The organism is Prochlorococcus sp. MIT 1318 (genome assembly GCF_047304505.1).
Taxonomy (GTDB): Bacteria; Cyanobacteriota; Cyanobacteriia; order PCC-6307; family Cyanobiaceae; genus Prochlorococcus; species Prochlorococcus marinus_D.
In genome coordinates this window covers 1390781-1410026 of record NZ_CP138958.1, presented here as the reverse complement: position 1 = coordinate 1410026, position 19246 = coordinate 1390781, and the positions used below count along the sequence as shown (strand labels likewise).

General features: G+C 52.4%; 22 protein-coding genes. 11 read left to right on the top strand and 11 right to left on the bottom strand.

The window, feature by feature from the left end; all coding sequences use genetic code 11:
* Window positions 1–21 precede the first annotated feature (21 nt).
* Entirely contained in the window at window positions 22–1539 is a 1518-nt protein-coding gene (locus SIB66_RS07070; protein ID WP_063406456.1) for a hypothetical protein, read from the top strand.
* Window positions 1540–2154: 615 nt separating this feature from the next.
* Here the strand turns inward: SIB66_RS07070 and SIB66_RS07065 are convergent.
* The 3 genes from SIB66_RS07065 to SIB66_RS07055 all read right to left on the bottom strand — a co-directional run bounded on the left by SIB66_RS07065 (window position 2155) and on the right by SIB66_RS07055 (window position 3928).
* A complete protein-coding gene (locus tag SIB66_RS07065; RefSeq protein WP_063406455.1) occupies window positions 2155–2517 on the bottom strand; it encodes an arsenate reductase family protein in 363 nt (120 codons plus the stop codon).
* 43 nt (window positions 2518–2560) lie between these two features.
* Entirely contained in the window at window positions 2561–3097 is a 537-nt protein-coding gene (locus tag SIB66_RS07060) for an inorganic diphosphatase (protein ID WP_063406454.1), read from the bottom strand.
* A 366-nt stretch (window positions 3098–3463) separates the two neighbouring features.
* On the bottom strand, window positions 3464–3928 hold the full coding sequence (locus SIB66_RS07055) for a hypothetical protein (protein ID WP_011825410.1): 465 nt from the start codon (window positions 3926–3928) through the stop codon (window positions 3464–3466).
* Between the two features lie 147 nt (window positions 3929–4075).
* Here SIB66_RS07055 and SIB66_RS07050 point away from each other — a divergent pair, with 147 nt between their 5' ends.
* The 4 genes from SIB66_RS07050 to SIB66_RS07035 all read left to right on the top strand — a co-directional run bounded on the left by SIB66_RS07050 (window position 4076) and on the right by SIB66_RS07035 (window position 8822).
* Complete coding sequence (locus tag SIB66_RS07050) at window positions 4076–5875, top strand: proline--tRNA ligase (RefSeq protein WP_063406453.1); 1800 nt, start codon at window positions 4076–4078, stop codon at window positions 5873–5875.
* Between the two features lie 37 nt (window positions 5876–5912).
* Entirely contained in the window at window positions 5913–6344 is a 432-nt protein-coding gene (psb27, locus tag SIB66_RS07045) for a photosystem II protein Psb27 (protein WP_063406452.1), read from the top strand.
* Between the two features lie 86 nt (window positions 6345–6430).
* Window positions 6431–7750, top strand: coding sequence for an adenylosuccinate synthase (locus SIB66_RS07040; RefSeq protein ID WP_236070262.1), 1320 nt, complete (start codon window positions 6431–6433; stop codon window positions 7748–7750).
* A gap of 64 nt (window positions 7751–7814) precedes the next feature.
* Entirely contained in the window at window positions 7815–8822 is a 1008-nt protein-coding gene (locus SIB66_RS07035) for an adenosine kinase (protein ID WP_413681211.1), read from the top strand.
* Between the two features lie 13 nt (window positions 8823–8835).
* Here SIB66_RS07035 and cutA read toward each other — a convergent pair whose 3' ends face one another.
* Both cutA and SIB66_RS07025 read right to left on the bottom strand, forming a co-directional pair.
* Window positions 8836–9177 carry a divalent-cation tolerance protein CutA gene (gene cutA / locus SIB66_RS07030; protein WP_063406582.1) on the bottom strand — a complete coding sequence of 114 codons (342 nt, stop codon included), beginning with the start codon at window positions 9175–9177 and terminating at the stop codon, window positions 8836–8838.
* Between the two features lie 20 nt (window positions 9178–9197).
* Entirely contained in the window at window positions 9198–10019 is an 822-nt protein-coding gene (locus SIB66_RS07025; protein ID WP_063406450.1) for a precorrin-6A/cobalt-precorrin-6A reductase, read from the bottom strand.
* Between the two features lie 29 nt (window positions 10020–10048).
* Between SIB66_RS07025 and SIB66_RS07020 the strand changes: the two genes are divergently transcribed.
* Window positions 10049–10531 carry a single-stranded DNA-binding protein gene (locus SIB66_RS07020; RefSeq protein ID WP_063406449.1) on the top strand — a complete coding sequence of 161 codons (483 nt, stop codon included), beginning with the start codon at window positions 10049–10051 and terminating at the stop codon, window positions 10529–10531.
* Window positions 10532–10540: 9 nt separating this feature from the next.
* Here SIB66_RS07020 and SIB66_RS07015 read toward each other — a convergent pair whose 3' ends face one another.
* A complete protein-coding gene (locus SIB66_RS07015) occupies window positions 10541–10741 on the bottom strand; it encodes a hypothetical protein (protein ID WP_063421567.1) in 201 nt (66 codons plus the stop codon).
* A gap of 52 nt (window positions 10742–10793) precedes the next feature.
* On the opposite strand from SIB66_RS07015, the gene SIB66_RS07010 reads away from it, so the two are divergent.
* The 4 genes from SIB66_RS07010 to SIB66_RS06995 are packed head-to-tail and all read left to right on the top strand — an operon-like array spanning window position 10794 to window position 13039.
* A complete protein-coding gene (locus SIB66_RS07010) occupies window positions 10794–11366 on the top strand; it encodes a DUF2854 domain-containing protein (RefSeq protein WP_011130636.1) in 573 nt (190 codons plus the stop codon).
* Window positions 11353–12279 carry an acetylglutamate kinase gene (gene argB / locus SIB66_RS07005; protein ID WP_063406448.1) on the top strand — a complete coding sequence of 309 codons (927 nt, stop codon included), beginning with the start codon at window positions 11353–11355 and terminating at the stop codon, window positions 12277–12279. Before SIB66_RS07010 ends, argB begins: the two co-directional genes overlap by 14 nt.
* Window positions 12280–12282: 3 nt before the next feature.
* Entirely contained in the window at window positions 12283–12774 is a 492-nt protein-coding gene (locus SIB66_RS07000) for a hypothetical protein (RefSeq protein WP_063398274.1), read from the top strand.
* Entirely contained in the window at window positions 12749–13039 is a 291-nt protein-coding gene (locus SIB66_RS06995; protein WP_063406447.1) for a DUF3153 domain-containing protein, read from the top strand. Before SIB66_RS07000 ends, SIB66_RS06995 begins: the two co-directional genes overlap by 26 nt.
* 14 nt (window positions 13040–13053) lie before the next feature.
* Here SIB66_RS06995 and priA read toward each other — a convergent pair whose 3' ends face one another.
* Entirely contained in the window at window positions 13054–15360 is a 2307-nt protein-coding gene (priA, locus tag SIB66_RS06990) for a primosomal protein N' (protein WP_413681209.1), read from the bottom strand.
* Window positions 15361–15747: 387 nt separating this feature from the next.
* Between priA and rpoD the strand changes: the two genes are divergently transcribed.
* On the top strand, window positions 15748–17088 hold the full coding sequence (rpoD, locus tag SIB66_RS06985; protein WP_063406446.1) for an RNA polymerase sigma factor RpoD: 1341 nt from the start codon (window positions 15748–15750) through the stop codon (window positions 17086–17088).
* A gap of 260 nt (window positions 17089–17348) precedes the next feature.
* On the opposite strand, the gene SIB66_RS06980 is transcribed toward rpoD, so the two are convergent.
* The 4 genes from SIB66_RS06980 to SIB66_RS06965 form a co-directional block, all read right to left on the bottom strand.
* Window positions 17349–17621, bottom strand: a complete 273-nt coding sequence (locus tag SIB66_RS06980) for a hypothetical protein (protein WP_063406445.1) — start codon at window positions 17619–17621, stop codon at window positions 17349–17351.
* A 246-nt stretch (window positions 17622–17867) separates the two neighbouring features.
* Window positions 17868–18122 (bottom strand): hypothetical protein, encoded by a 255-nt coding sequence (locus SIB66_RS06975; RefSeq protein ID WP_063406444.1) that lies wholly within the window; start codon window positions 18120–18122, stop codon window positions 17868–17870.
* A gap of 241 nt (window positions 18123–18363) precedes the next feature.
* A complete protein-coding gene (locus SIB66_RS06970) occupies window positions 18364–18645 on the bottom strand; it encodes a hypothetical protein (RefSeq protein ID WP_063421569.1) in 282 nt (93 codons plus the stop codon).
* A gap of 244 nt (window positions 18646–18889) precedes the next feature.
* Window positions 18890–19144 carry a hypothetical protein gene (locus tag SIB66_RS06965; RefSeq protein WP_063406443.1) on the bottom strand — a complete coding sequence of 85 codons (255 nt, stop codon included), beginning with the start codon at window positions 19142–19144 and terminating at the stop codon, window positions 18890–18892.
* Between the last annotated feature and the right edge of the window lie 102 nt (window positions 19145–19246).

The window sequence follows — 19246 nt, the reverse complement described above, 5'->3', positions numbered from 1 at the left end:
TGATCAAAGCAACCTCAGCCCATGGTGCGTCCCCGCTGGCAAGGGTTGAAACCCTCCCCCTCGCGTAAGTTCTGGCAGCGCTGGGATCAAATTTTAGCGCTAATCGCTGCAACCAACTTGAGTTGGATCCTCTTCGACGTTACCTACATTCCGCTACGCAATTTCTGGTTACACCGCAATCTCTATCCACTGCCCTCGACATCGTTGATGGTTCCGTTGCCATGGTTGCCGAACGTGACGCCTTTCTATGACGTTGTTAAAGGCATCAAACCGCATAGAGATACCCAGCTTTATATCAAACGTTTCAGCCAACTCGATCAAACCGCAGCAAGGCAAGGAATCAATAGCCCTGCTTCACAACAACTACGCCTTAATCAAGTCGAGCTCACGACTCAACTGATCGATGAGAATCCGTTCGTCAGTTCTGGCAACGTCGGCACCCTTGAAAAACTAAAAAACCTACTGCGTGCAAGGGCTGGGATGGATTCCTCCAAACAGGCAGCCGCCCATCTCTTGGGAAACAAATACCTCAACAACCTTGATTGGCAGCAAGAAAGACTGTTCTGGACGGAGAAGGTTCTTCCCCTGATCGCCACCAACTATTGGCGAACGATCAACGAAAACGGGCAGCCTGTTGACCATGCCTGGCGCCTCGACACTCCCTTCCAACTTCTCTTTCTCCTCGACATCCTGCTAAGGGCTATGCGCCTGAAGCGTCGCTTCCCCGGCATTAGCTGGCGAGAGGCCCTTCTTCGACGCTGGATCGACCTGCCTCTTCTGCTGCCATTCTGGAGACTCTTGCGGGTAGTGCCCGTTACCGAGCGCCTATCCAGCGCTGGGCTCATTCAGCTGGAACCTTTGCGCGCTGTCATCAGCAGGGGCGTCGTAGCCCTATTAGCCCTGGAGCTGTTTGAAGTTCTCACCTTACGCATCGTGGATGCGATGCAAGAAATCATTCGCTCACCACATCTGCCGCAACGAATCCGCAGTCTTTGTAGTCATCAATCAGTGGACAAGAACGAAGAAAGTGAACTGGCCGAATTACTTCGGCTCTGGCTACCGCTGCTCCTCAGTGAGGTAGGTCCAAGCATGCGCCCCCAACTTTTGGCACTCTTTAGTCACGCCTTGCAGCGCAGTATGGATGGCGTGATCGTGCCCGCTCCAATCAAAGGGCTTGCGGTCATTGAAAAGGCCGAATCGGAACTAAGCCGGCAACTCGCAGCAGGAATGATCGATACATTTCTGCAGCTCTCTCGCAATGCCGGCGACCAACTTGGCCGCAAGGATATGGTGCTAGAGCAACTAGGAGTCGATACTATTGATCGCTTCTGGGAAGAGCTCGCTGGCACCCTCGAGCAGGGGCCCGTTCTCGAACGTAGTCAAGAACTAATGGTGGCCTTCCTTGAAGAGTTCAAGCGCTCCAGCTTCCGCCAACTCAGAGAACAAGGTGGGGTTAATGAATTGATCAGTGAGCTCGATGGCCTTAACTTCAGCGAAACGGAAACGACAAGCCAAAAAAAGAATCTAGCAACAAAATAACAGGGCAAGATGCCATTCAATCTGCCATTAGAAGACACTCAAAGATAACGAGAGCCTGAGACAGGCAAGCAGAAGAAAACTAAATAGCGAAAAGATAAACCGCCATAAAGGTTACAATTACCTCCGCATTTAATGCCGCATTACAACCCCTCAGAGGCTTTAATCTCTTGACCATTTAGGCTTTATCCAGATCCACTTGATTGAACTTATTTGAAAAAACTTCCTTTTTTGTCTAGAAAATAACCAACACAAACCATCTCCTCCTACCAGGGCAAATAGACAACAGGCCACATCCTTTACAGGCTGCTATAAGCTTGCAGATTAAACAGATAAATATTTAGACAAGGCCATTATATTCGCGCAAAGGGATAACTCATTGCCCGTCATAAAGCTGCTATAGCCATGGCAATCAATGCCCCTAAGGACAAACCATACAGGAATAAGACTTCAGGTTCTTGATTGCTAGCTTTTAAAGATTGTGAATTGCAAGAATCGCACTTCCATCGTTCGCGATCTCTTTGGTTCATTTTACTTTAGCAGCCCTGCTAAAAATTCATCGCATCAAAACAACATTTATTTTCGCCGAAATATCACCTATCTTTGAGGATTTACTCTTCAAGGCAGCAACGCCTCAGCCCAGATCTCAGGCTTGAAGCCCACCAATACACTACCATTTTCAGTGATCAGGAAAGGACGTTTAATTAACTTGCCATCGGATGAAAGTGCATCGAGCGCCTCGTCATCGCTCATGGCCTTGACTGCATCCGCGCCAAGCGAGCGATAACTTACACCACTTGTGTTGAAGAGAAGTTTGCGGCTTGCTAACTGCTTACTAGCACCACGAAGCATCTCTCGACTAGGAGGTGTCTCAACGATGTCGAAAAGATCATGCGCAATTTGATGCTGCTGCAACCAAGCAAGAGCCTTGCGACAAGTAGCGCAGCGCGAATAGCTATAAATCCTTATTGAGTTGAGCATGATTTAACTGACCAGCAAAGAATGAACGAGTTCATTCAAGCGATTAGGGTTCACAGTCACTTTTCAGCTTAACCTGCGCAGCTTTGGTGCAGGTCTCCAACAGAGGCTCAACAGCTTCTGAATCTCTCCAGCCACCGATATCAACAACTCGCCCCTCAAGATTTTTGTAAGTGCGGAAGAATTCAGCCACATCCTCCAGTTGACTGGCTGAAATCTGCCGAATGCTGCTGATCGACCGTTGACGGGGATCAGCAACGGGAACACACAACAACTTGCCGTCATAAGCCCCGGAATCATGCATATCAAGCACCCCGATTGGTCGTGCCCTAATCAGACAGCCAGCAAATGTGGGCTCCTCCATGATCACCATTGCATCAAGAGGTGCACCATCCTCGGCAAGGGTGTTGGGGATGAAGCCGTAATCAAACGGGTAGCGAACCGAGGAATGAAGAACCCTATCGAGGGCCATCACACCAGCCTCATCGAAATATTCGTACTTGTTGCGGCTTCCCGCCGGAATCTCCACCAACAGGTTGACCAACCCGGGTGAAGGAGATGGGAGTAGAGAGCTTAGATCCATCTTTCTCCAAGGCTGTGGGAACCATGCTTTCCCTCCCCGCAGACCGATCTGTCAAAACTGCCGCGAGGGGCACTCCAACGGATGCGATGGCAATAGTCAAACCCAGCAACGCAATCGAAGGCGCACTCAAACTGAAAGGATCTTCAGGATCTGGTCCAATGAGACCAGAATTATGACGTGATCTGGACGGCTCCTCACCCTTAGACGAGGGGCTTAAAACTGAGGCTGGGTCAGGATCCATGCAGGGGTGGTTTAGAACGACCCGGTGTAGGGGATAGCATCAGCCACCTTCATCGGGGCGATCTCAGGGTCTGGACAAGCCATTGCCGGAAACCGCTACAAAATATTCTGTCACCGAAAGAGACGTTATGCAGCAGGACGATCCTGCCGCTCTCTATGGGCGGCCAAATCTGACGGTGCATCATTCAATCCATCAAGCTGTGACCTAATCGCACGCAGCTCCTCAAGGATTGATCCAAGAACCTGTTGGGTTGCTGTTGAGGGGGAATTCAGAACCTCAACAGTGACCTCTTTGATCCTTAAAACATCCTTTGCGAAACGGGCGACTTCATTTGGATGAAAAAGAAGGGGATCTTTCTGATCGCTTCGATACTCAGGATTGAGCTTGCGAGGATTAAACGAAGGATTGAGGTTGCGTGGATCTGTATTGGTGTAGCGATACACCGAAGCCCTTGAACGATTCAAAGACTTCTGCACGTCATCGATACCAACAAGCGCATCAGATTGAGCCATCACAGCATTAATATCTTTGCTTAAATCGGAAGAAGGGCTGGGCAGAGGAGAATCAGAATTGACCGAGCCATCAGACATGAGATCGACTAACCGCTTCTTGATGTTGCGCGACCTTAGCAGGTGAGACTCATCTCACACAGGTCGATTCGGCGCCTTAAGACAGTTTCATGATCGGCTTTTTTGGACCGCGGATGGTAGTTTCCCCCATCCACTGAGGTCCGATTCATGCGCGTCTCCCGCCTGATGCTGGTGACGTTGCGCGACGTACCAGCAGACGCGGAAATCGCCTCCCATCAATTGCTGCTCAGAGGGGGATATATCCGTCGCGTGACTTCAGGTATTTATGCCTACCTGCCCCTGATGTGGCGGGTCCTGCGCAAAATCACAGCGATTGTGCAGGAGGAAATGGATGCCACTGGTGCTCTGGAGACCTTGTTACCTCAATTGCAGCCTGCAGAGCTCTGGCGGCGCAGTGGCCGATGGCAGGGGTACACGGCCGGCGAAGGCTTGATGTTCCACCTTCAAGACCGCCAAGGACGAGAACTCGGCCTCGGCCCTACCCATGAAGAGGTGATCACAAGTCTTGCCGGAGACCTACTGCGCTCATATCGACAGCTTCCTGTAACGCTCTATCAGATCCAGAGCAAATTCCGCGATGAGATCCGCCCACGTTTTGGCCTGATGCGCGGCCGGGAATTCATCATGAAGGACGCCTATTCCTTCCATGCCTGCGAAGCAGACCTCGCCATGACCTACACAGCCATGGATGAGGCCTATCAACGAATCTTCTCCCGTTGCGGACTCGAAACCGTCGCCGTGGAAGCCGACAGCGGAGCCATCGGCGGAGCCTCGTCTCAAGAATTTATGGTCACAGCGGATGCTGGCGAAGACCTGATCCTGATCAGTGGTGATGGCCTCTACGCCGCCAACCAAGAAAAGGCCGTCTCTCATCCACCAAAGGCCATCCCACTGCCTGCTTCAAAAGCTGCCTTGCTTGATACACCCGAACAGGGAACGATCGAAACACTGTGTACCGCCCAGGGGCTTGTTCCCTCTCAAGTGGTGAAGGTGCTGGTCATGCTGGCCCGCATCGAAAATGGTGAACTTCAACCAGTCCTTGTAAGCATCCGAGGAGACCAGCAACTCAATGAGGTAAAGCTGATCAACGCCCTAAGCAGGGAACTAAACAAGGGGGTGCTCGATGTGGCCCCCATCAGCGCCGATCAAATCACTGCGCAAAAGCTTGAAGCCTGGCCCTTTGGGTCGATGGGGCCTGACCTAGACGATGCCCTGTTAAGCGGAGCCACAAGCTGGACAAAACATTTCCTACGCCTAGCTGACCCGACAGCTACTGAGCTGAACTGTTTTGTCTGCGGTGCCAATCAAAACAATCAGCATCGAACTGGCATGACCTGGTCAAAGCTCGGGGAAGTGCCCAAAAGCGTCGATCTCCGCAAATCGCAGGCTGGCGATCGCTGTATCCATGACTCCAGCCAGATTCTGGAGGAGAGAAGAGGCATTGAGGTAGGACACATTTTCCAATTAGGTCGCAAGTACTCAGAAGCCCTAGAGGCCTGTTTCACCAATGACAAGGGCACTCAGGAGCCTTTCTGGATGGGGTGTTACGGCATCGGGATTTCCAGACTTGCCCAGGCCGCTGTGGAACAACACCATGACGAAGCTGGCATGAATTGGCCTCTGGCTATAGCCCCATTTGAGGTCATCGTCGTGGTAGCCAACATCCAGGATGAGGTTCAGCAAAAGCTGGCCGAACAGCTTTACAGCGAACTACAAGCAGCTGATATCGAAGTACTACTTGATGACAGGACTGAACGCGCCGGCGTGAAATTCAAAGATGCTGACCTGATCGGGATCCCTTGGCGGGTCGTCGTCGGCAGAGATGCCGCCAAGGGGCAGGTGGAACTGATTCAAAGATCCAGCCGCAAGGTTCAAATACTTTCTGCAAAACAGGCATTTACTGCACTGGTTAAAGAGATTGCAGCGAACCAAAACACAAGGTTCTGACCAGCCATTTAAAATTCTTGGAAATGGAATGAACCGGATGACTACTGCCTTGCATCACATGGCCAAGCAGTTGATGCGGGCAGGATTGGCAATCTGCCTTGTCCTTTGCCTGATGCTCACAGCCAACGAAAGCGCCAATGCCGCCGAGATCCAACTGTCCGGAGACTATGTAGACGACACAGTCAACGTGGCTCACAGCCTGCAAGACGCGATCGCCCTGCCCTTGGACGACGAAGGCTATTCAGCTGCGCAAGAGGAGGCTCGTGACCTGAGCTACAACTACATCGCCCGATATCGGCCGCGCTCCAAAGTGAATAACCTGCCGTCTTTCACCACCATGCAGACAGCCCTCAATTCCCTAGCTGGTCATTACAACAACTTCGCCAACCGCCCCCTACCGGAAGCACTTCAAAATCGGATCACGAAGGAACTTGCCAAGGCAGAACAAACTGTATTAAGAGGCAGCTAAATCAACTGCTAGCCAATCGCTGTTTGACTTAAGGCAGTGATATCTGGGAAGATCCCCGTTCTGAATAATGGCGGCTTCGGGCCGCAGTGTCCTTGGCCAATGTTGTCGTCATCGGTGCGCAGTGGGGTGACGAAGGAAAAGGCAAGATCACCGACCTCCTTAGCCGTTCAGCTGATGTTGTCGTCCGCTATCAAGGTGGCGTCAATGCCGGCCACACAATCGTTGTGGATGACAAGGTGCTCAAACTGCACCTCATTCCCTCAGGAATCCTTTACCCAGAAACAATCTGCCTAATCGGCTCGGGCACAGTCATCGATCCCAAAGTGATGCTCAAGGAGCTAGACATGCTCCTTGAGAACAGCATTGATATCTCAGGCCTTCAACTGGCGTCGACGGCCCACGTAACGATGCCCTATCACCGCCTCTTGGATGAGGCGATGGAGCAACAACGTGGCGATCAACGTATCGGCACTACTGGACGGGGCATCGGTCCCACCTATGCCGATAAATCCCAACGCAACGGCATTCGCGTACTTGATCTTTTAGATAGCCAACGACTACGAGAACGACTGCGTGGCCCTCTGCAAGAAAAGAATCGTCTACTCGAACAAATTTATGGTGTCGCACCACTTGACTCAGAGCAGGTCATCGAGGAATACCTCGGCTATGGCCAAAGGCTTGCTCCACACGTTGTCGACTGTATTCAAACCATTCATCAAGCTGCCCGCAGCCGCAAAAACATTCTTTTTGAAGGAGCTCAAGGGACCCTTTTAGACCTTGATCACGGCACCTATCCCTACGTCACCTCCTCCAATCCAATCTCAGGCGGTGCATGCATCGGAGCTGGAGTCGGACCCACGCTGATCGATCGAGTGATCGGTGTTGCCAAGGCTTACACCACCCGTGTAGGAGAAGGTCCTTTTCCAACAGAACTGGAAGGAAGCATCAATGAACAGCTCTGTGACCGGGGAGGTGAATTCGGCACCACCACAGGCCGGCGCAGACGCTGCGGCTGGTTCGATGGGGTCATTGGTCGTTACGCAGTAGCAGTGAATGGACTGGATTGCCTGGCTATTACCAAACTCGATGTGCTTGATGAGCTCGACGAAATCCGAGTGTGCGTCGCCTACGAACTCAATGGTGAACGAATTGAACACTTCCCTAGCAGCGCAGAAGACTTTGCCCGCTGTCATCCAATCTTCGAGACCCTGCCAGGCTGGCAGTGCTCCACTGCAGACTGCCGCCGTCTTGAAGACCTACCAACCACAGCGATGGACTATCTGCGCTTCCTCGCCGACCTGATGGAAGTGCCGATTGCCATCGTCTCCCTAGGTGCCAACCGTGATCAAACAATCGTTGTAGAAGATCCGATCCACGGTCCCAAACGGGCTCTGCTAAGCGCCTAAGCCCTTTCTCAAAACAGATGGTGGACGGGGATCGATACTTCTGAGGTTTCCCATGCATCCCTCAATGGCTATCCCCAGGTTCAGTGATCGTCCTCTAGATGTGGTTGGAATAGGCAATGCCATCGTGGACGTGCTGGTGCAGGCGGACGATGCCTTCCTTGATGCGCACAGTCTGAGTAAAGGCAATATGGCCTTGGTGGATGAAGCCCAAGCAGAAGCGCTTTACTCCATCAGTGGACCAGGTCTAGAGACTTCAGGTGGATCCGCCGCCAACACCCTGGTAGGGCTGGCGCAGCTCGGCGGGAAGGCAGGCTTCATCGGTCGTGTCAAAAATGATCAACTAGGCAGCATTTTTAGCCACGACATCCGTTCAGTAGGCGCTCGATTCGAGACTCCACCAGCAAGTGATGGTCCTTCTACGGCTCGCTGTCTGATCCTGGTCACCCCTGATGCGCAACGCACCATGTGCACCTATCTAGGAGCTTCGGTACAGCTGGACCCTGAAGATTTAGACCTGTCAATGGTTCGCCAAGCCAAGGTGCTCTACCTCGAGGGGTATCTATGGGACAGTCCGGCAGCCAAAAAAGCCTTCATCGCTGCCGCACAAGTCTGTCGTGATTCAGGAGGCCAAGTAGCCCTATCTCTTTCCGATGGCTTCTGCGTTGATCGGCATCGCGACAGCTTCCTCGAGCTGGTTGATAGCCACGTTGATCTGCTGTTTGCTAACGACAGCGAAATCACCTCTCTTTACAAGAGTGTCAGCTTCGAGGCTGCATTGGAAGAAGTGAAAGGCCGCTGCAAGGTGGCAGCCCTCACCCGCAGCGAGCACGGATCTGTCGTGCTCGCTGGTGATCAACGCTGGGATATTCCTGCCTACAAACTTGGCAACGTGGTTGACACCACAGGTGCAGGTGATCTCTACGCCGGTGGCTTCCTACACGGTTACACCCAGGGAGCCCCTTTGGAAACCTGTGGACAAATTGGATCCATATGCGCCGGCCAGGTGATCACTCAACTCGGTCCGCGCTCACAGGTGTCTCTTCCGGAATTAGTAGCAAAGCATCTGAACTAATTGAAGGGCTGTTTCACCCTGCAACAGGTTCCACAGCTGCTGCTACCCAAGCAGCGTAAGGATCACTTGCAGTGGCTGACCAGTAAATCCACTCTGGGGTCTCATAGCTGTGTAACTCTTTAATCGTCTGATGCAGTGCATCCAGCTGATCCTGACTGGTCTTGATCAGCAATTGCACTTCCTGCGCTCGTTCCAGCTTCCCCTGCCAACAGTAGTGGGATTGAATCTGCTGCAAACTCACGCAGGCCGCCAACCTGCGAGCCAAGAGCTCATTGGCCAATCCCTCGGCCAGGTTTGCGTTTGCCTCTGTGGTCAACACCAAAACCAGTGTCGATGAGGATCCTTGATCAACCATGAAGACCTTTGCGAAGAACGTCAGCAAAGTGGAGCTACTGGATCGGTTGAGAGCCGATTGAGCAAGCTCTCAACGCTACCGATGGCTTCTACTGCAACGCAGGGCTGTGGGCGGGAGATCAACCAAAGGCCAAGACCCTGCTGCCGACAGATCTTGTGCCAGAGCTGCTCCGTCACCCCCCCCGACTGCCTGCAAACCACTGCTGTAATCGACCAGCGCCGGCACAAGGCTGACTCCAGTTCGCCATGAGATTGCCCCTGCAGCGGACGCACCACAGCCAGATGGTGCTCGGGCAAGCCACTCGCCAAAGCATGTCGAAGACTTTCCGGCGAAGGAAGCACACGGGCAAACACTTGAGCTCCAGCCTGACGAGCTGCCCTAACAGCCTGGCCAAGATGCCTTGCCCCAAGAGCCATCAACAATCGACTTCCTTGCAATGTTTGCCTTGCCAAATCAGCCGAGCTCGCGATCAGGGATGCTTCTCCACAACCCTCCATGGGACGCTCAAAGCGCAACAAAGGCTGAGCGAATTCCTGACAGGCACGCTGCAGATCCGTACTGATCTTGACTGCAAAGGGATGGGTCGCATCCACCACCCAATCAAAACCTTGATGGCGATCACGAGCCTGATCAAGCAACCCGAGTATCCCTTCCACTCCGTCGAGGGGGCCCGTCCAAAGATCTTCCAAGGACAGACCTGCGTAGGCCCCTGCGGCGCTAGCACTGACGACACTGACACTGACTCGCCATCCTTGAGCCACCAAAGCGGCCACCAAAACAGGCCCTTCACCAGTCCCAGAGAGCAACCAGACATGCGGCTGGTCATTCCTGCAAGCTTGCATCAAAATGACTCTCACTCCAAAGGAAGGACATGAACCACTGCGTACTTGAAGTGGAAGTGATCCAGGCACCAACCATTCGTTATACCCAAGACAACCAAACACCGATCGCCGAAATGGAGGTGCGCTTCGATGCACTTCGTGTCGACACTGCCCCTGGTCAACTCAAGGTGGTGGGATGGGGCAACCTTGCCCAGGATCTACAAAACCGCGTCCAAGTTGGGCAAAGGCTTGTGATTGAAGGTCGACTACGAATGAACACAGTTCCCCGCCAAGATGGCACCAAGGAAAAGCGCGCCGAATTCACGCTCGCGCGTCTTCATTCCCTCTCCGGCCAAGCTGGTCAAACTGCTAGTAGCCCAGAACGACCGACTAGCACTACAACCAACCAGACCTCACGAGCTATACCGATAGCCGAGACGCCAACACCCAAACTGGTAACAACTGCAGAACCAGAAGCTGCCAGCTGGAATAGTGCCCCACTGGTGCCAGACACCGATGACATTCCCTTCTGAACGCATTCATTACCCGAAGCTGTTCTCGTCTTCAAGGCCCTCGGCAGCTCGAGTCAACAGCTGGCCCAATTCCCTCTCCAGAGCAGCCAAGTCAAGGCGCAACTCAACCCAACGGCCACAATCAATCTGCTCCAGCAACCAAGCGCGATCAGCATCCAACTGAGTGATCAACTCAGATAAGTCGCTATCAGAGGGATGAGCTGAAGCCATTGCAACGGATCCTTACCCTCAGCCTGGAGGCTAAAGCGTCAGAATAAACGCCATGAATGATCTGTTCTCTCCAGGCAGCCTCGTCACCGTGGCAGGTGGTGTACTTGCAGTTGTTGGTGCGGTGGCCTACACAAATGGCGATGCCAACCTCAGCCTGCCAACCATCTTCTATGGAGTGCCCATCCTCATAGGAGGACTAGCACTAAAATCCTCTGAACTTCCCCCTGCTAAACGCGTCACTCCAGCCGCAGTTCTGCGTCAAGCCAGGGAGAAGGGAGCACCGGAACTGGGCAAACTCGTCTGGGATGTAACCCGCTGGCGTTATGGACAGAAAGCCCATCTTGAGACGTCCTTAGAAGCGCTCAAACTCTGGGATAAAGACAACCCCCCTCAGCTCCAAGAGATTGAAGAACTAGAAACTGCAGCGGGGTACGGCGTACGGTTGAGATTCAATCTGGGTGCGGTGCCACTCGATCTCTGGCAGGAACGCCAGGAACGATTGGGCCGCTTCTTTGCCAAAGGCCTGCACGCCGAACTGAAATCTCCAAGCGCGGGGGTCCTGGATCTCATCCTGCTGCCAATCAACAAGGATGATGAACTAGCAGGTCAAGATGGAGTCAGCTAAATCTGCTGCAGCGCTGGTTGAGCCCTGCCAAACCAACTCCGCGAGAAGGCTTACAGAGGATGACTCCCTCAGGGTTTCTGTGCTTAGCGAAGCCCTCCCTTACATCCAACGTTTTAGCGGACGGCGCATTGTTATCAAATACGGCGGAGCCGCCATGGCCCACGCCAATTTGCAGGAAGCGGTTTTTCGCGACCTTGCCCTACTCGTCAGCGTGGGCGTAGAGCCCGTTGTGGTTCATGGCGGCGGACCAGAGATCAATCAATGGCTGGAAAGGCTTGAGATTCCAGCCCAATTCCGCGATGGCCTTCGCGTTACCGATGCAGACACCATGGACGTGGTGGAAATGGTCTTAGTTGGACGCGTTAACAAGCAAATCGTTAATGGCCTCAACCAACTGGGGGCCAAGGCTGTTGGCCTTAGTGGCAGTGACGGGAGTCTGGTTGAAGCCCGACCCTGGGGCGACGGCAGCCATGGCCTCGTCGGAGATGTAGCCCGAGTCAACACCGATGTACTTGAACCAATTCTCGCAAAGGGTTATGTACCAGTGATCTCAAGTGTGGCCGCCACTGTTGAGGGCTGCTCACACAACATCAATGCAGACACGGTCGCCGGTGAGATCGCCGCCGCTCTTGAAGCAGAGAAACTAATCCTGCTAACCGACACCCCAGGCATCTTGCTAGATCGGGATGATCCAAGTTCCCTTGTTCATCAGTTGCGTCTCTCTGAAGCACGCCAGCTCATCACTGAAGGGGTGGTGGCTGGCGGCATGACCCCAAAAACCGAATGCTGCATCAGAGCTTTAGCTCAAGGGGTCGGCGCTGCCCATATCATCGATGGACGTGTTCCACACGCCCTGCTTCTCGAGGTGTTCACCGACGCCGGCATCGGCACCATGGTGGTCGGTCGCAGCTGAGCGATGCACGCGAATCTGGCCGAGGCTGAAGCCGCCCTCGCCCGCGGAGACTATGGCCAAAGCCTTGCTCTATTAGAGCCTTTGGCAGCAAACCATCCACTGCCCCATGCGGAGGGGGCCAGGATCAGAATGCTGATGGTTACTGCTTGGATGGGGCAAGGTGACGAGCGCAAGGCCCTCGCAACCTGTCGTCTTCTCACCCGCTGCAAAGACCTCGAACTTCGCCAGAACGCGAAACAGCTACTGATCGTGTTGGAAGCACCAAGCTTGCAACGGCCTGCCAACTGGTCGATACGCTTGCCGAACTTAAACATGACAGCCACAACAGCTGCACGCCCTGTCTCAGCCCGTCGACCTTCACTACGGCCAGCACCGCCGCCACCGCCAGCCACCGGACCAACAAAAGCCCCCAATCTGGGCTTCTTAATCTTGGTCTTGCTCGTTCTCATCGGGTTAACCATGCTGCTCAGTGGCTTGGCCATACCACCGAGATGAGCCTCTTAAGGCCAAACGAGTGAACCCAGTAACCAGCCAAAGACTCACCAACAACCCTGACGGGGATCTGAGTTGGCCTCTACAGCAAGGCGACCCTCAGCAGCTAGACCTTGATCGCAAACGCTCCAGCCGACTCGAGGTTGGCAACCCTTGGGTCATGGAGCTGTTGAAGACCAGCATGATCCTGCAAAACGTTCAGCTCAGACTCGGCTTCGGCGTGCTCAAAATGCCCCTCGAACGGACCTCCAACAACATCAACCCGTGAAGATGATGGCCTAATCAAAGCTGAATGGGATCTGGGTCCACCGCTAAGGAAACCCCACGGGGCAATCCATGCCAAAGAGTCGATCCTGAAGGCAGCGGCAAAGGACTCTCCTCCGGACCATGCAATAGCAGTTGCCAACGACTTCGACCAGCGACCCGTGCAATCGGAGCTGGCGCTGGTCCTACAAGACACCAACCCTGAGCATCACAAAGGGGTTTGATCTGTTCAGCGAGGACCGCAGCAGCTGTGGCTGTCGCTGCAGCTGAATCACCGGACAAGCGCAACAAGCAGGCCCGGCTATAAGGCACCAAACCAGCCTCATGACGAAGAAAGGCCTCTTCTTTCAGAAACTCGCCATAGCGACCATCCACCAAATGGTGAATCACAGGATGATCAGGGCAATAGGTCTGAACAAGCACATGACCTGGCCGCTCGCCACGTCCTGCACGACCAGCCAATTGCATCAATAGCTGCAAGCTCTGCTCTCCAGCTTGTAAATCAGGGCGATGAAGCAAACCATCTGCCGCCAACACAGCCGCAAGAGTGACCCGAGGCAAATCCATACCCTTGGCCAACATCTGGGTGCCAACCAGCACATCTGCCTCCCCTGCTGCAAATTGCTCTAGTAAACGGCGATGCCCACCACGCCCAGCGGTGCTGTCACGATCGAAACGCAACAGCCTCAGACCCTGGAGCTCCTCAACGAGATGCTCCATCACGCGCTGTGTGCCTGCACCGAAGGGTTTGAAAGCCTTCGATCCACATTTATGGCAACTGGACTCAACCTCAGCGCGATGGTCACACCAATGGCAACGCAACCACTGGTGCCCTTGACGACTGCGATGCACCGTAAGCGCCACATCGCAGTTAGGACACTGCACGACCTCTCCACAGCTACGACAACTCAAAAAGCTGCTGTAGCCGCGTCGTGGCACCAACACCACCGCCTGTTCACCGGCCTCAGGCAATGCCGAAAGACGTTCCATCAATGGACGGCTGATCAAGCGACGATGACCATCGGCCAATTCCTGTCGCATATCAACCACATGCACAGGCGGTAAGGGCTGATCGGAAATGCGACGGGTCAGTCGAGCCAAGGCAAGCTGGCCTTGAGGAGCGAGGTTCTTCCAGCTGACAAGCGAAGGCGTAGCGCTTCCCAGCACCACCCTGGCGCCAGTTCGCCTGGCCCTATCCATGGCCATGTCACGGGCGTGGTAGCAAGGCATGGGTGACTCCTGCTTGTAAGAACTGTCGTGTTCCTCATCAAGCACGATCAAACCCAATGGTGCCAATGGCAAAAAGACTGCTGAACGAGTACCAACCACCACCAATGGCTGGGCAGCAGTAAGCCCCTGCCGCCAGGTGCTCACCCGTTCACGATCGGAACAGCCACTGTGATATTCCAGGACCTTAGTTCCGAAGCGGCGACGGAAACGATCGACCAACTGAGGGATCAAACCAATCTCCGGCGTGAGAATCAAGCAATGACGACCGTCTTGCAGTTCTCTTGCCGCAAGCTGCAAGTAAACCTCTGTCTTGCCCGAGCCTGTCACCCCCCAAAGCAGCATCCCAGTGCCAAGGGGCTGTGATTGGAAAGCCTCCACAACCTCCTGCTGTTCAACAGTCAGAGACTGAGGCACCTCCAAATCCTGATCACAAGCATCTGAGCAGGAAAGCCCATTGGATGCATCAATAGGTTGACGCTTTTCCCTACGAATGAGACCTCGCTTGATGAGGCCATTGACAAGACCAGACCCGAAGCCAGCAGCCTGAAGATCCCTCTGCCATGCACCACCGCCCCCTGCAGCCAAGGCCGCCTGCAAATCAACCTGACGCTGAGGAAGATTCTGGGGATTGATCGCAGAAGATTCGAGTTGAATCCACCAGAGTCGACGTGGCTCCGCCAGATGAGACTGCCGCTGACCGAGCCAACCAGGAGGCAAAGCTGCTTTAAGCATGCGAAATGAACTGATATGGCAATGAACAGCCATCGCTTCAATCCAGCCAAACCAGAGAGGATCTACCGCCGCAGACTGCACAAGAGCCTCGATGGCCTCTAAGTGACGCGGCGGCGCTTCACTCCCAGAGTCCTGCCCACCATCAACAGGAGACGAGATCCGCCGATCCATGACGAGGCCGTGCATCCTTCGTCCCCGCAGGCGAACGACGACGAGATCCCCTAAATCCACCCCTAATCGTCTGCTGTCCACATAGGTGAAACACCGCCCTTCACGACCTGCCTCCACCCAGACGTCCACCTCTGCGCAGCGTTCGGAAGGGCAGGGGGCCGGTTCAGCCGGATCAAGACTTGCAGGCGTCACAAGTTTTTTTTAGAATGTCAATGTTGGACAGTCCAAAGGCTGTCGTCGGAACCAAGCAGAGTTCCGTCCAGTGGGAAGACACGAAATTCGAGCCTCTATAGAGAACTCTCTATAAAAGTTCGGTCGGTCTGAGAAAGCCCCTGACAGCCCTGCTTTGGTCCACAAAAACATTTCCTGTTCCTTTCGCTCCAAATCAGAGCATCCCAAGTCTCAACCTGCACAACAGGATCGTCAGGCTACTTCCAGCTCAGATGATCACTAGTTTATGAGGTTCTGATCTGATGCTGTGAGCCGTCGGTGCTGCAGTGGCCACTTTTGCATGGTTTTGCATAAGCCTGGGTTCTGCTCCCTCATTCCCACTTTCCTCTTTCATTCCCCTCACCTGCCATGAGTCCTGCAGCCACCCAAGCAGCAGCTGCAAAGGCCAAGCCAAAAGCCTCTGCAAAGACTGCCAAACCCCAAGTGGCCAAAGGCACGGTTAAAGCCAAAGCCAAGAAAGTCAAGGCAACAGCTACTAAGGCCAAGACTGCTGCCAAGCCGGTCAGCTCTGCTGCAAAAGCGTCCAGCCCCAAAGCAAAAAAAGCAAAAGCCACCCCTAAAGCCACCCCTACTGACGGCAAAAAGCTTGATTTAACGGCTGACAAACTTCTTGCTGCCGCAGCGACAAGCGCCCCTAAGGCCAGCGCTGAAACTGAAAGCAACCAAGCTGCTGCTAAAGCAACCAGCGAAGCAGACGCGAAGGCCAGAGCTCTAGCCAATATCAAGATCGGTCCTAAAGGCGTCTACACCGAAGATTCCATCAGGGTTTACCTCCAGGAGATCGGCCGTATCCGCCTGCTGCGTCCGGACGAGGAGATTGAACTAGCCCGCAAAATTGCTGACCTCCTGCATCTAGAGGAACTAGCAGAGCAATTCAATAGTGATCACGGTCACTACCCCAACAACAAGGAATGGGCTGCCCTTGTTGAAATGCCCAACATCAAATTCCGCCGTCGCCTGATGCTGGGGCGCCGAGCCAAGGAAAAGATGGTGCAATCCAACCTAAGGCTGGTTGTTTCGATCGCCAAAAAATACATGAATCGAGGCCTGTCCTTCCAGGATCTAATCCAAGAAGGCAGCCTGGGCTTAATTCGTGCTGCCGAAAAATTCGACCACGAGAAAGGGTACAAATTCTCCACCTATGCCACCTGGTGGATCCGTCAAGCCATCACCCGAGCAATTGCCGATCAGAGCCGCACAATCCGTCTTCCTGTTCACCTCTACGAAACAATCTCACGCATCAAAAAAACAACCAAAGTGCTGAGCCAGGAGTTTGGCCGTAAACCAACAGAAGAGGAAATTGCCGAAAGCATGGAGATGACAATCGAAAAACTTCGATTTATCGCAAAAAGTGCTCAACTGCCCATCTCCCTCGAGACCCCGATTGGCAAAGAGGAAGACTCCAGACTTGGTGATTTCATCGAATCTGATACTGAGAATCCAGAACAAGATGTCGCCAAAAATCTCTTGCGAGAAGATCTAGAAGGTGTTCTCGCAACCCTCAGCCCCCGCGAACGCGATGTTCTGCGTCTGCGCTATGGCCTTGACGATGGCCGCATGAAAACCCTCGAGGAAATTGGACAAATCTTTGAGGTCACACGAGAGCGCATTCGTCAGATTGAAGCCAAAGCCCTGCGTAAACTGCGCCACCCCAATCGCAATGGTGTTTTAAAGGAATACATCAAGTAATTAACTTAAAAGTCAATCCAAAAAGGGGGTTTAAGCCCCCTTTTTTTATGCCCGCCATCAGATGCCGAAAAGGCCTTGAAACCTACTCAGACCACAACACCCATAACTTTTCAGAGCAACAACGTGTTTTCTCGTCCTACAAGGACGATGGGTCCAACTACTTGGCATTAACAGCTTCAATTATTTATTCCAACATGTCTACAGCATAAAAAACCCCGCTCAATGGCGGGGTGATAAAGATACTTCCTGTCTAGAAGGGGTCAGTCTTCGTTGCCACTTCTCTTACTAGATAGGGCACCAACAACCCAGAGGACTTCGTCAATGTAGTCACTCACTTCATGTTTTCCATCACCATCACCAAAAGTACTTTCGGCCCAGTCGGCTGCTTTCTTGGCTGTTTTTTTAACCCAAGACAAGAAGCCTCCACCAGTTATGAATGCCAGTTGTTCAGGAGTTAGCTCCATGTCTTCAAGCTCACTCATAACGAGTGCTTCAAATTCAGCTTGGGTGATCTGGCTTGTAAAAGTAGTCATGATTAAAAATAAGTAGTGTGTTTAAGTTCGTTGGAATCTCTTCCGCCGACAAACACACCATCTCCCAAATCAGCGACAGCTGTGATGATCTCAGTCATCTTCACCTGTGATCTTAATTACAAGCTGAAAAGGGTATAAAAAAACCCCGCTCGATGGCGGGGTACCAAAGATCTCCTTGAAGCAATCTGCATTCGCCAGAGACATGCATATAAAAACATGTTCTTATTGAAAGGCGATCTTGTATCTCTATCCCTTAGATATTTCCCCCAACCATTTAATGACAGCAATGACTTCATCTTTGTAGTCACTTACTTCATGCTTTCCATCACCATCGCCTAACTTACTTTCGACCCAATCAAGTGCTTGCTTAATTTTATCTCTTAACCAGCCTCCACCGCTAATCATTTCAAGCTGCTCAAGGGAAAGCTCCATGTCTTCAAGCTCACTCATAACGAGTGCTTCAAATTCAGCTTGGGTGATCTGATTTGTAAAAGTAGTCATGATTAAAAATAAGTAGTGTGTTTAAGTTCGTTGGAATCTCTTCCGCCGACAAACACACCATCTCCCAAATCAGCGACAGCTGTGATGATCTCAGTCATCTTCACCTGTGATCTTAATTACAAGCTGAAAAGGGTATAAAAAAACCCCGCTCGATGGCGGGGTACCAAAGATCTCCTTGAAGCAATCTGCATTTGCCGTAGACATATATATAAAAATATATTCTATCTACAAGGGTCAGCCTTCAATCAGGACAAGGCCCATACTGGTGATCAGTAGGGCAAGGGCCTTCCAAGAGGCCTATTAAGTCTGTAAATTCAAACTCTCCATCACCATCGCCATACTCACGGTCGATCCATTCGCCTACTTTCTTGGCTACTTTCTTGGCTCTTTTTTTAACCCAAGCCAATAAGCCACCACCAGTTATGAATGCAAGTTGTTCAGGAGTTAGCTCCATGTCTTCAAGCTCACTCATAACGAGTTCTTCAAATTCAGCTTGGGTGATCTGATTTGTAAATGTAGTCATGATTAAAAATGAGTAGTGTGTTTAAGTTCGTTGGAATCTCTTCCGCCAACAAACACACCATCTCCCAAATCAGCGACAGCTGTGATGATCTCAGTCATCTTCACCTGTGATCTTAATTACAAGCTGAAAAGGTTATAAAAAACCCCGCTCGATGGCGGGGTAACAAAGATCTCCTTGAAGCAATCTGCATTTACCGTAGACATACATATAAAAATATATTCTATCTACAAGGATTAGCCTTCAATCAAAACCAAGGACCACCAAGGATGATGTCTTTAATTTCATCTTTGTAGTCTTCCCATTCATGTACTCCATCACCATCGCCATACTTACGTTCGGCCCAGTCGCCTACTTTCTTGGCTGTTTTTTTAACCCAAGCCAATAAGCCACCACCAGTTATGAATGCCAGCTGTTCAGGAGTAAGCTCCATGTCTTCAATCTCACTCATAACGAGTGCTTCAAATTCAGCTTGGTTGATCTGGTTTGTAAATGTAGTCATGATTAAAAATGAGTAGTGTGTTTAAGTTCGTTGGAATCTCTTCCGCCGACAAACACACCATCTCCCAAATCAGCGACAGCTGTGATGATCTGAGTCAATCAC

Excerpts from the sequence above, each read along its gene's own strand:
- SIB66_RS07070 (WP_063406456.1), top strand. The coding sequence starts at position 22 with ATGGTGCGTCCCCGCTGGCAAGGGTTGAAACCCTCCCCCTCGCGTAAG.
- SIB66_RS07065 (WP_063406455.1), bottom strand. The coding sequence starts at position 2,517 with ATGCTCAACTCAATAAGGATTTATAGCTATTCGCGCTGCGCTACTTGT.
- SIB66_RS07060 (WP_063406454.1), bottom strand. The coding sequence starts at position 3,097 with ATGGATCTAAGCTCTCTACTCCCATCTCCTTCACCCGGGTTGGTCAAC.
- SIB66_RS07055 (WP_011825410.1), bottom strand. The coding sequence starts at position 3,928 with ATGTCTGATGGCTCGGTCAATTCTGATTCTCCTCTGCCCAGCCCTTCT.
- SIB66_RS07050 (WP_063406453.1), top strand. The coding sequence starts at position 4,076 with ATGCGCGTCTCCCGCCTGATGCTGGTGACGTTGCGCGACGTACCAGCA.
- psb27 (WP_063406452.1), top strand. The coding sequence starts at position 5,913 with ATGACTACTGCCTTGCATCACATGGCCAAGCAGTTGATGCGGGCAGGA.
- SIB66_RS07035 (WP_413681211.1), top strand. The coding sequence starts at position 7,815 with ATGGCTATCCCCAGGTTCAGTGATCGTCCTCTAGATGTGGTTGGAATA.
- cutA (WP_063406582.1), bottom strand. The coding sequence starts at position 9,177 with ATGGTTGATCAAGGATCCTCATCGACACTGGTTTTGGTGTTGACCACA.
- SIB66_RS07025 (WP_063406450.1), bottom strand. The coding sequence starts at position 10,019 with ATGCAAGCTTGCAGGAATGACCAGCCGCATGTCTGGTTGCTCTCTGGG.
- SIB66_RS07020 (WP_063406449.1), top strand. The coding sequence starts at position 10,049 with ATGAACCACTGCGTACTTGAAGTGGAAGTGATCCAGGCACCAACCATT.
- SIB66_RS07015 (WP_063421567.1), bottom strand. The coding sequence starts at position 10,741 with ATGGCTTCAGCTCATCCCTCTGATAGCGACTTATCTGAGTTGATCACT.
- SIB66_RS07010 (WP_011130636.1), top strand. The coding sequence starts at position 10,794 with ATGAATGATCTGTTCTCTCCAGGCAGCCTCGTCACCGTGGCAGGTGGT.
- argB (WP_063406448.1), top strand. The coding sequence starts at position 11,353 with ATGGAGTCAGCTAAATCTGCTGCAGCGCTGGTTGAGCCCTGCCAAACC.
- SIB66_RS07000 (WP_063398274.1), top strand. The coding sequence starts at position 12,283 with ATGCACGCGAATCTGGCCGAGGCTGAAGCCGCCCTCGCCCGCGGAGAC.
- rpoD (WP_063406446.1), top strand. The coding sequence starts at position 15,748 with ATGAGTCCTGCAGCCACCCAAGCAGCAGCTGCAAAGGCCAAGCCAAAA.
- SIB66_RS06980 (WP_063406445.1), bottom strand. The coding sequence starts at position 17,621 with ATGACTACTTTTACAAGCCAGATCACCCAAGCTGAATTTGAAGCACTC.
- SIB66_RS06975 (WP_063406444.1), bottom strand. The coding sequence starts at position 18,122 with ATGACTACTTTTACAAATCAGATCACCCAAGCTGAATTTGAAGCACTC.
- SIB66_RS06970 (WP_063421569.1), bottom strand. The coding sequence starts at position 18,645 with ATGACTACATTTACAAATCAGATCACCCAAGCTGAATTTGAAGAACTC.
- SIB66_RS06965 (WP_063406443.1), bottom strand. The coding sequence starts at position 19,144 with ATGACTACATTTACAAACCAGATCAACCAAGCTGAATTTGAAGCACTC.